The organism is Sutterella parvirubra YIT 11816, assembly GCF_000250875.1.
GTDB classification, from domain to species: Bacteria; Pseudomonadota; Gammaproteobacteria; order Burkholderiales; family Burkholderiaceae_F; genus Sutterella; species Sutterella parvirubra.
In genome coordinates this window covers 1-10,325 of record NZ_JH604953.1, presented here as the reverse complement: position 1 = coordinate 10,325, position 10,325 = coordinate 1, and the positions used below count along the sequence as shown (strand labels likewise).

8 protein-coding genes are annotated in these 10,325 nt (G+C 64.3%); 5 read left to right on the top strand and 3 right to left on the bottom strand.

Going from position 1 to position 10,325, the window contains the following annotated elements; translation table 11 throughout:
* Window positions 1–706, bottom strand: a 706-nt coding sequence (locus HMPREF9440_RS10530) for a TetR/AcrR family transcriptional regulator (RefSeq protein ID WP_008542130.1), incomplete at its 3' end; no start/stop codon positions are given.
* Window positions 707–909: 203 nt separating this feature from the next.
* On the opposite strand from HMPREF9440_RS10530, the gene HMPREF9440_RS05100 reads away from it, so the two are divergent.
* The 3 genes from HMPREF9440_RS05100 (at window position 910) to HMPREF9440_RS05090 (ending at window position 3,339) form a co-directional block, all read left to right on the top strand.
* Entirely contained in the window at window positions 910–2,424 is a 1,515-nt protein-coding gene (locus HMPREF9440_RS05100; RefSeq protein ID WP_040763786.1) for a flavocytochrome c, read from the top strand.
* Window positions 2,425–2,487: 63 nt separating this feature from the next.
* Window positions 2,488–2,856 (top strand): cytochrome c3 family protein, encoded by a 369-nt coding sequence (locus HMPREF9440_RS05095; protein WP_008542125.1) that lies wholly within the window; start codon window positions 2,488–2,490, stop codon window positions 2,854–2,856.
* Window positions 2,857–3,153: 297 nt separating this feature from the next.
* On the top strand, window positions 3,154–3,339 hold the full coding sequence (locus HMPREF9440_RS05090; RefSeq protein ID WP_008542124.1) for a hypothetical protein: 186 nt from the start codon (window positions 3,154–3,156) through the stop codon (window positions 3,337–3,339).
* A 271-nt stretch (window positions 3,340–3,610) separates the two neighbouring features.
* On the opposite strand, the gene ppk2 is transcribed toward HMPREF9440_RS05090, so the two are convergent.
* The gene (ppk2, locus tag HMPREF9440_RS12380; protein WP_008542122.1) at window positions 3,611–4,936 is read right to left on the bottom strand and encodes a polyphosphate kinase 2; all 1,326 of its coding nucleotides are present in this window, start codon (window positions 4,934–4,936) and stop codon (window positions 3,611–3,613) included.
* Window positions 4,937–5,293: 357 nt separating this feature from the next.
* Window positions 5,294–5,458 carry a hypothetical protein gene (locus tag HMPREF9440_RS11215; protein WP_157180690.1) on the bottom strand — a complete coding sequence of 55 codons (165 nt, stop codon included), beginning with the start codon at window positions 5,456–5,458 and terminating at the stop codon, window positions 5,294–5,296.
* A 636-nt stretch (window positions 5,459–6,094) separates the two neighbouring features.
* Between HMPREF9440_RS11215 and HMPREF9440_RS11210 the strand changes: the two genes are divergently transcribed.
* Both HMPREF9440_RS11210 and HMPREF9440_RS10520 read left to right on the top strand, forming a co-directional pair.
* Window positions 6,095–6,502, top strand: a complete 408-nt coding sequence (locus tag HMPREF9440_RS11210; protein ID WP_148516423.1) for a hypothetical protein — start codon at window positions 6,095–6,097, stop codon at window positions 6,500–6,502.
* A 263-nt stretch (window positions 6,503–6,765) separates the two neighbouring features.
* Window positions 6,766–10,325, top strand: a 3,560-nt coding sequence (locus tag HMPREF9440_RS10520; RefSeq protein WP_008542117.1) for a DEAD/DEAH box helicase, incomplete at its 3' end; no start/stop codon positions are given.

The window sequence follows — 10,325 nt, the reverse complement described above, 5'->3', positions numbered from 1 at the left end:
GGAGAGCGGACGGCACGTCTTCGCCCGCGCACCGGCGCTCCATCACGGCGAGCGCCGCCCTCACCTCCTCATCTCCGATCATGTCCATGCGGAAGTGCCGGAGAAAGAAGAGGCCTTCCAAGGCGAGCACGGCGATGAGGCCGTCGACACCGGCCTTCGAGTCCCTGAGTCCGTCGAAGAGCTCCTCGTACCAGTCCTGAAGGACCTTCAACATCCGGTCGTTCTTGACCGAGAGCGCGAGGATCGAGAGCCCGTAGGCGGTGTTCGACGCATCCTCCTCGTGGAAGGTCCGGTACCACTCGAAGAACCCCGCGACCGTCGGGTCCTTTACTTTGGATTCGATCATCTCGGCTTCGATCATGCCGAGCGAGAGGCGCTTCGCCAACCGGTCGCGGTAGCGCTCCATGAGCTCCTCCATCAGCGCGTTCTTCGAGCCGTAGTGGTACATGAGCGTCCCCTTGCTCATGTCGGCGACGCGCGCGATCCGATCGAACGTGAGGTGCTCCCCGCCCTCTTCCCTGAGGATCGTCTTCGCGGCTTCGCAGATCAGTTCCTTCGTCTCCGTCCCCTGCCGGTTCGTGCGGCGCAGCTGCCCGCGTTTCACCGTCCCTTTCTGTTCGGAGAGCTCGGAAGGGTCGGCGGCGTCGGCGGGTTCAAAGGTCCCGGGGAATTTGGGCGGGTTGAGGCGGGAAGGATCAGTCGTCATGGCTGGGATCTCGCAAGAGGAATTCGGTTGCGCTCTCAATTGTAACAGTTTCGACCGTATTTCACCCAATAGATCAAACTCAACGTCTTCTCTATCATTCTTCGTACGGTTGGTGCAAAGAGTGTGCGTCGACCATGAACGAAGGTTGAAGCCGGACCGAACGACCCAAGATGCCGGCGCGGCTTCACGAAGGAGAGACCACCATGACCGAACTGAACCTCAACCGCCGCCGCGTTCTGGGCGGCGCGCTCGGGAGCCTCGTCGCCGGAGCCGCGGCCACTGCGGCCCACGCCTCCCCCATCAAGCCGGAGCACTTCGACGAAACCTACGACGTCGTGATCGTGGGCTCGGGCTTTGCGGGGTTGTCCGCCGCATATGAAGCCGTGAAGAAGGGCATCAAGAAGATCCTCATTCTCGAAAAGATGGAAGCCTGGGGCGGGAACTCCGCGCTCTGCGGCGCGTTGATGTGCATGCCCTTGACCAAGATGCAGAAGGCGAAGGGGATCGAAGACTCCCCCGAACTGCTCGTCAAAGACATGATGGCCGCGGGGCGTGGGTTCAACCACCCGCAACTCACGCTCACGATGGCGACCGAAGCCGCGAAGGCCTTCGACATGCTGACGGAATGCGGCGTCGAATTCCAGGACAAGGTGATTCGTCTGGGCGGGCACAGCGCCCCGCGCGCGCACCTTCCGAAGGTCCCGTCGGGCGGCTCGATCACGGTGCCGATGCACCAGTGGCTGCGCAAACAGGGCGTCGAATTCAGGAACCGCGCCAACGTCCACGAACTCGTCATGGTCGAAGGCGAATGCCGCGGCGTGCGCGTGACGTTCGGCTACGACTGGCACACGGGCGAAGGCCGCCGCGAAGCCGCGATCCGTGCCCGGAAGGGCGTCGTCGTCGCGACGGGCGGCTGGGGCCAGGACAACGAATTCGTGACGGCGACCCAGCCCGCCTACGCGCAGCTCGAGTGCACGGCGCAACCGGGCGCGACCGCCGAAATGATCAAGGCGATGCTGGCGGCGGGCGCTTTGCCCGTCATGCTCGACATGTTCCAGTTGGGGCCGTGGGCTTCGCCCGACGAAAAGGGTGCGGGTCCCGGGAGCTTCTTCGCGGACTACGCGTTCGGTGAAGGCATGGCGATCGACCCGAAGACCGGGAAGCGCTTCATGAACGAGCTCGCCGACCGCCGCACGCGTGCGGAAGCGCAGTTGAAGGTCCTCGAAAAGGGGACGAAGGAGAACCCGAACTACCCCTTCTGCTTCTGCTCGGAAGAAACCACGACCCACGCCGAAGGCTTCAAGGCCGCGTACCGCGAAGGGACGGTGAAGAAGTCCGACACGGTCGAAGACCTCGCGAAGCTCCACAACGTGCCTCTGGACGCTCTGAAGGCCTCGATCGCCGAATGGAACGAGATCGTCGCGGGCAAGAAGGAAGATCCCTTCAAGAAGCCCTTGGACGTCCGCACGGAACTCAAGCCCCCCTTCTACTCGATGCGCCTCTCGCCGAAACTTCACTACTGCATGGGCGGCGCCGCCATCACGACCAAGGCGGAGGTGATGTCCTCTCAAACCTGCAGACCGATCCCCGGGCTCTACGCCGCGGGCGAAGTCACCGGGGGCGTGCACGGCATGGACCGTTTGGGCGGCTGCAGCTCCGTCGACTGCTTCGTCTTCGGCCGCATCGCGGGCGCTCAGGTGGCTGCCCGCAAGGCCTGAAGGAAGGCCTGATCGAAGCCGATCGGACCAGAGAAACGACATTCAGAGTTTGAGGACAACACCATGAACACGATCCGCAAGAACCTCACCCTCCTCGCGATGGGCGTCTGTGCCGCCTTCGCGCTCACGAGCGCCCACGCCGCGACGCTGGCCGGCGTCCCGATGAAGGACCACCACGCCAAACTCATGCAGACCTGCGAAACCTGCCACGGGACGGCGACCCCGACCGAGCGCCCCGACGGCAAGGCCTGCATCGGCTGCCACGGCACGATGGACAAGATCCCGACGAAGCCCAACCGCTTCGACAAGTTCCCGCACGCCTCGGCCCACTACGGGAACACGTTGGACTGCACGACCTGCCACGCCGAACACAAGGCGAGCCGCGCGCTCTGCAACGACTGCCATGTGGTCGAGTGGACGAACTTCAAGTAATCACGTAAGGGATTGAAACGTCGGGGCGCTGCTTCCGGACGGGGATCGGTCGCTCGGACCAGACGGATCAAATCGACGTTAAAAACTCGTGAAGCGTGAAGAGAATGCCCCGCGGGACACCTCCCGCGGGGTTTTTCAATGGGGCGCCGGCGCCCTCAAACACGCTTTGCGACGGGGGCTTTGCGTTTCCCGTACGGGTTTCATCCGTAACACGTGAGGTACAAAGGATGTTGACGCGGTACGCGCGCGGGCCTAGGATGGAAGGTGTCTGAATGCTCAAAGTATACGGAGGGACCCATGTCCATCGGCAGTGCAATGGAGCGCGGCAGCGCCGTCTATGTGTACGACGAAAAGGGCCATCTGCTCTTCTCGAAGCCCGGCAAGCTCATCGGATACACGGCGTCGACCGTTTCCATCCAGCGCGTGAAGACGATCTACACGTACGATCCGCGCGGACGTCAGGTGTTCGCGAAGAGCGCCTGAAGAACTCCGGCCAAACAAGACCGCCGGCCGAAAGCCCGATTCCCTACCGTCGACCGAGTGGTCCAAAGCCCCGTAAGGACGAGAATCCTGCGGGGCTTTTCAATGCTTCGAGAAAAAGAAGAAGGACCGCCCGGACACGTTTTCCTCAAACCGGACGGTCCTTCGAAGTGTGCGGTGCCGCTGCTCGGAGGAGGTTTGGTGAGTGCGGTGCCGCGGCCGAAATTCCGGGGTTCTTGGGAAGGAGTGATGCTGAGTTTCCGGAGGATGGGCCTCAGGCCTTTTCGGACTTTTCGGACTTTTCGGCCTTGCCGTTCTTGTCCTTCTTTTCGGCCTTCTCAGCCTTGTCGGTCTTTTCCGGCTTCTCGGACTTGTCGGCCTTCTCCGTCTTCTCAGGCTTCTGCGCGGGATCCGTCGCGCCCAGCACCGCGCTCTTCACCTCCTCTTCGAGCTTCTCGATCCGGCGGGACTTCTCTTCGTCGTCGAGGGACGGATGCACGATCGCGGCGTTCATGGCGCCGGTGAAGAGGTAGTTGGCGGTATTGGGCAAAAGCATCGCCGCGCGGCCGACGATCAACGGATCGATCTGCCCCACGTGGTCCATGTTTCGGCCTTCGTAGTCGACCGACTGCAGGAGCACGCGGATGGCGTTCAAGCGCCCACGGCGCTTGTCTTCGTTGCGGATCACCGTCCAGGGGGCGTCCAAGGAGTCGGACGCGCGGAACATCGCCTGCATGGCTTCCGTGTAGGCGTCCCACTTGTCGATCGAGGCGATGTCGACGGGCGAGAGCTTCCAGCGTTTGAGCGGGTTGATCTGGCGCTCCTTGAAGCGGCGGAGCTGCTCCTCCTTCGAGATCGAAAGCCAGAATTTGACGAGGATGATCCCCGACTGAACGAGGCTTCGCTCAAAGAAGCTCACTTCGTTCAAAAACCGCTTCGTTTCCTCGGGCGAGCAGAACCCCATCACGGGTTCGACGACGGCGCGGTTGTACCAGGAGCGGTCGAAGAAGCACATCTCGCCCGGGTTCGGGAGCTGCGCGACGTAGCGCTGGAAGTACCATTGTCCCGCTTCGGCTTCAGTGGGCTTCGCGAGAGCGACGATCCTCGCGCCGCGGGGGTTGAGGTTTTCGACGAAGCGGCGGATCGTGCCGCCCTTGCCCGCCGTGTCGCGCCCCTCGAAGATCACGACCACCCGGAGCTTTTGGCTCTTCACCCATTCCTGGAGTTTCAGAAGCTCGACTTGGAGCTCATAGAGCTCCTTCTCGTAGAGCTTCGCCGGGTAGCGGTTCTTGTAGGGGTAGTCGCCGTGGGCGTAGCCCTCGGAGAGTTCATAGACGGCGGCGAGCTTCTTCCGGAACGTGCCCGACTCTTCCGCCTCCTTGATGAGGAGCGCTTCGAAGAGCCCGCGGCGCTCACTTTCGGAAATCGATTCGTAGAACCTCGAGGCCGCCTCCTCAGGGCTCGCGGCCTTCATTTCGACCAAGCGGTTCTGGATGTAGCTGACGGCGTATTTGGGCGTCTCGAAGACGGGAACCGCTTGGTCGAGCTTCAATTTGTCTTCGAGCCGGTCGAGCGATTCCTGGATCTTGTCCTTGGGCATCGATTGGCCTCCTTCTTGTTTGGTTTTGGTCGAGGTCGTGCCGGGCGGGCGTTGGGGGAAAGCCGGGGCCCGGCGGAGTCGTTCTTACGATTTTAGACCGACGGGTGCGCCCTTCGGTACCCGTCATCGTCCGTACCACGCGGGGCCATCAGGCTCGTCCTTTTGGGGGATCGACAAGCGGGTTGGATGGGGTTCCGGCAGGATTCTGACGGTCGAGGACGGAAAAAGGCTGCGGCACGGTGGTGCTGCGCCGCAGCCTCTGAGCAGACCGTCCGCCTTCCCCCAACGGGGCCCGTTGCGGGCCCCATGAGACGGACGCTTCTCACTACTTCATGTGATCGAAGCTCACTCGGAAGCTCAGAACCTCCAGAGCGCCCGGACTTCGCCCGTGACGCCCTTCCTCGCGCCCGCATAACCCGTGAGGCCGAAACCCATTTCGTAGGCGTTGTCGGGCGAAGCGTAGTTCCAGCCCGCGGAGATGACGCCGGTCGTGCCGTCCATGTCGGAGGTCTTGAGGTTCACCTTGCCGCCCGTGCCGGCCGTGTCTTTCGCCGTCCCGGAGGCTTCGACGCCCCAGATCTCTTCGACGCGACCGCGAGCGTAAGCATGAGCGGGCGCAGCCGAACGTCGGCGGACGCGGAGGAACGGGGCGCGAGGGTGTTGGTCGCGGGGCGGCGGGCGGGGGACGTATGCATCACGGGCACCTCTTCAAAATGGGGCTGCGTCGTCGCGCCGGAATGTCGTCCTGTATTGAACTCCGGGTTGAGTTATGCGTTCCGGACGCGGCACCCGGGAATCAGGCGCGGACGCAGCTTCTTCACTTGCCCCGAAAGTACAGGGAAAGACGATGGAGGCGAACGCAAAAGATGTACGGCCAAGGCCATATACCCAACATTTGGAGAGTTCAGTTTAGGTGTCTACCGTAATCCTGTTTAGTGATCCGCCGAAGTGCTTCGGTCTTTGCCTCAGATCCCCCGCCGCGCACCCGATCAGCTTTTCCACGTCCGCCCGGACGGCAAAGGACCGATAAACAGGTCCACGGGTAAACCCGTCATATTTCCATGCATCCGAATTCAGCCACCTGTTGTGCGCCCACACAACAAGCGGGCCCTAATCCGAAGATTCGAGCCCGCATCCCTTTGATTCCACGAGAGAATTTTGACGCCCTCAGAGCCCTCCTCCGGGGCTCACCCCTTCGTTCCGCCCGTTCGGGCACCCTTCTCGGCCTCCTTCGCAGCCGCCTCGCACCTCTCCGAGAAGGTCTCCCGGAAGAACCCCGTCGCCCGGGTGAGCTTCTGGTTCTTCCACCGCACGAACCGCTGCTTCGAGATCACCGCATGCGTGATCGGGAGAAAGACAAGGTGTCCACCGGCCGGACCGCGATCGACCGTCGTCCCCTTCATCGTGCACGGCACGGGCGGTTTCGCCGGGACGATCGACGCGCTCCGCACCCTCGCCCCGGGCGCCAAGGTGGTCGACCCGATCGGGTTCGTGCGCGAGGACGTGCGGGGCGACCCCGCTTCCGAATCCACGGCGCGGGCCCACGCGGCCTCATACACCGAATGAGCGTCAAAAATCTACGGGACTTTCGATAGGAAGGTTTTGATGGCCACGACCGCTAAAATTGGCAGTTGCGCCGTCGTGCCTGGCGCCGGAAGTCCCCTAAAGATCCGCTCCATATCCATTTGAAGTTCCCGACCGGACGCACGTTGGCCCGATTCCTCAACAATCGGGCTTTCGTCGTCAATGGGAGGTTGAGTTTCGGAGACGACCCCGCGCACGGCGGCCCGCAGCGACCAACCCCATCTACCCCCAGACCCGCAGCCCCCATGTCCGAGTCCAACGACGCCCTTACGACCTCCGCCCCCGCCGGCGCCGAATCTTCCGCTCCTGCCGATCCTTCCGCCCTGCCGAAGACGCCCTTCCCCTTCGACGTGAACAAGCGCCGCCGCTGCGCCGCCAACATCTGGACGGTGCACTTCATCCGGGCGTTTCTGGAGGCGGCGGGCATCGACGTCGAAGGTTCGGGATTCAAGGCGGGGCTGGAGCTCTTCAACCAGAAGCTCCCCCGGGTGGAACTCACGCCCGACTACCGCTTCGTCGTGACGGTGATGAAGACGACGGGCGAAGTGAAGCGCGTGGTCTTCCGCCACCCGTTGGTGTCGATCCGCCGGGCGTCGCTCACCACCTACTTCTTCGGGCGCGAGTCGCTGATCGACCCGCTCGTGCGGGGCGACTGGACGCCGGCATTGGACAAGACGCTCTCGGACGCGGGTCTCCAGCTCTTCAACTTTTCCGCGGAGGAAGTCCGCACCGACGCGGACGGGGATGAATCGGAGACCGGCATTCCGCCCCACACGCGCGACCTGCTTCTCACCGCCGCCTGCTTCGGGATCGCCGAGGCGACCCTCATCGCCAACTCCTCGTCGACCTCCCCCTTGGGTCTCGTCCGCGACCACATGACCGAAAAGTCGCTCGAAGACTTCGGCTACCGGAAGGGCATGCCCCCGATGGTGGTGCTGCCGGGCTTCCAAGCCGTGGTCGAGTGGGTGAGGAAGTCGATCGAAGAGGCCGTCCTCGCCGACATCGAGACCTACGGGCCCGCGAGGAGCCTCAGGAAGGACGCAGCGATTGAGCGCATGACGCGCTTCAACCCCGAGGGTTGGTACGGCCAGCCGATGGACTTCCGTCGGATTCTGCGGCCCTTCAAGCCGTCGGGCTGGCGCATGCCCCACCCCAACACCGTGCGCCCGATCGGGAGCTTCGGGGACATGACGGCGACGATTCACCGCCAGATGTCGGACGAAGCCGACGAGTGGCTCGAATGGGCCGCGAAGGGCGACGCCGTCGGCCGCGACGGCCTTTCCGCCTCGCCCCCCTGGCACAAGAACCACGTGCTTCCCAAGGCCCCGAAGAAATACCTCCGGATGGCGTTCCGCTACGCCGCCCCCGTGATCACGGGGGAACAGGTGTTGGTTGCCCAGACGTCGGCTTCGGCCTTCAGCCAGCTCGCGGCCAAGAATCTGAGGGAACCGGAGAGCTTCAGCCGTGAGGACCCGAAGGCGAAGGGCCGCACCGGCACCAAGACCGCCAAGACCGTCAGGACCGCCAAGCTCAAGGACGCCCTGGGCGAACTCATCACGATGCCCGCGTGGGCGGCGCGCGTCTGCGCGCCGACGGTGGTCGCGTGGCGCGCCGTCGGGCGCTTGGCGGCGCTGATGATGCAGACGGGCGCCGTCATGCCGGTTCCCTACGTCGAGCAGGAGTATCCGTTCGTTGCGTGGGTGCCGAGGGCGGACGTCTCGGACCGGAAGACCCTGCAGCGGCCTTTGGTCGACCTCGCGCGCTGGATCAGGTCCGTCGAAGCCCAGTTGGTGAAGGAAGCCGCGGGCGCGCCCCGGATGTCGCCGCCCCTGACCGATGCGCCCCACTACGTGCTGGCGCTCCTTCTCACCTATGCGGTGACCGCCTTGATGCGCCGCGCGACCGAGGGTCGCACGTTCCTGGGTGCGGGCGCCTTGGGCGTCATCGCCGACATTCCCGCGTTGGAGCCCGTCACCGGGTGGATGGGGGCGTGTTTGGAAAACGCCATGCTTCTCCCCTTGTGCCTCGTGAGGCTCAAGGGGCGGCCCGTCGTCACGGTGACGCGCCCTGAACCCTCGCTCGGGCGCACCGGGTGCGTCCTCTCGATGGGGATCCGCCGGTTCGGCGAGAAGGACGTGACGCCCTACGCCGACTGTACGGGGGAGGAGCGCCGGATTCTCGACGAATTCGCCGTCCAGGTCGACGTGATCGACGGGGCGCACGTCGTCGTGCGGTTTTCGGATGCCGAACCCGGCGAAATGGGCCGCGTCGCGGACCGCACCGCCGGGTCCTTCATCACGCAGGTGCTCCCGAAGATGGGGGACCTGGGGCTGACCGTCGAGTTTGAAGAAGGTTCGATCGACTTCACCGCGCCGGAAGTCTTCCTCACGATGGGCGTGGAGAACGGGGAAGGCTCCGAAGGCACAGGTGACTCCGAAGAGCTTGCCTTCCGGAGCGGCTGCGCCAAGGGGCGCCGTCCCGCGACCGTGCTGCGCGCGCCGGAGACGCTTTTGAACGCCGCGTCGCTCGGCCAATTCAACTGGAAGATGGCGTTGGGGGACCGTGAGCTCACCCAAGCCGAACTCGACGACCTCTTGGAGCGTGCGGGCGACGTCGTGCAGTTCGACGGGCGCTGGGTGTTCGTCGCGAAGGAAGCGGCGGACGCGATCAGGAAGCGCATGGCGGAGCTTAAACTCGCCGCCGCGAGGCTCACGGAATGGGATCGCCTGCGCGCGATGCTCACGGGCCGCTTGGGGAGCACCCGCGTCGAGGCGACGCCGGAGCTCCGCCGGGCCTTCGACCGCGCCGTGAAGGCGAAGAAGGTGTCCCCGCCCGAAGGCCTTCAGGCCGAGATGCGCCCCTACCAGAAGCGCGGGTTCGAGTGGCTCGTCAACAATCTGCGTTTGGGGTTGGGCGCCTTGATCGCCGACGACATGGGGCTCGGGAAAACGCTCCAGGTGATCGCCGCGCTCCAGCACCTGAAGGACATCGGCGAGCTTGCCGACGCCCCGGTCCTCGTCATCGCCCCCACGTCGGTCCTCATCAACTGGGCGCGCGAAATTGAGAAGTTCGCGCCGGGTTTGAAGACCTGCGTCTACCACGGCGCGAACCGGCAGTTCCCGACGAAGGCCGACGGCGTCGACGTCGTCATCACGAGCTACGGGCTCTTCCGGCGCGAAGCCGAAACGCTCGGGCACCATCCGTGGCGGCTCATGGTGTTGGACGAGGCGCAGTCCCTGAAGAACCACACGACGGAGGTCGCCGAAGCCGCGCGCATCTTCCCCGTGAGGCAGGTGATCGGGATGACGGGGACGCCGGTCGAAAACCGCCTCCTCGACTACTGGTCGATCCTCTCGATCGTGCAACCGGGGCTGCTGGGTGCGAGGACCACCTTCGAGCGCGAATACGCGTGGCCGATTCAAGCCGGGGGCGAAGGCGCGCGCATTGCGGCCGAGACCTTCCGGCGGCTCACCGCCCCCTTCATCATCCGGCGCCTCAAAACCGACCCGGCGATCCAGAAGGATCTTCCCGAGAAGTCGATCATCGCCCGCTTCACGACGCTGACCCCGGACCAGGCCGCGCTCTACGCGCAGTGCCTGAAGTCGGGGTTGACGGACATCCGCCAAAGCGGCACGGAAGGGGACGCCGTCCGCCGCCGCGGCGAGATCCTCACCTTGATCACGCGATTGAAGCAGGTGACGGACTCGCCTTCGCTCGTGACGCTCACGGAGCCGAAGGAGCCCGACAGCGAAAAGGGACGGTGCCTGATGGAACTCTGGGATGAGGGTACGTATTTCGGACCTGT

Coding starts and splice junctions, on each gene's coding strand:
- HMPREF9440_RS05100 (WP_040763786.1), top strand. CDS start 910: ATGACCGAACTGAACCTCAACCGCCGCCGCGTTCTGGGCGGCGCGCTC.
- HMPREF9440_RS05095 (WP_008542125.1), top strand. CDS start 2,488: ATGAACACGATCCGCAAGAACCTCACCCTCCTCGCGATGGGCGTCTGT.
- HMPREF9440_RS05090 (WP_008542124.1), top strand. CDS start 3,154: ATGTCCATCGGCAGTGCAATGGAGCGCGGCAGCGCCGTCTATGTGTAC.
- ppk2 (WP_008542122.1), bottom strand. CDS start 4,936: ATGCCCAAGGACAAGATCCAGGAATCGCTCGACCGGCTCGAAGACAAA.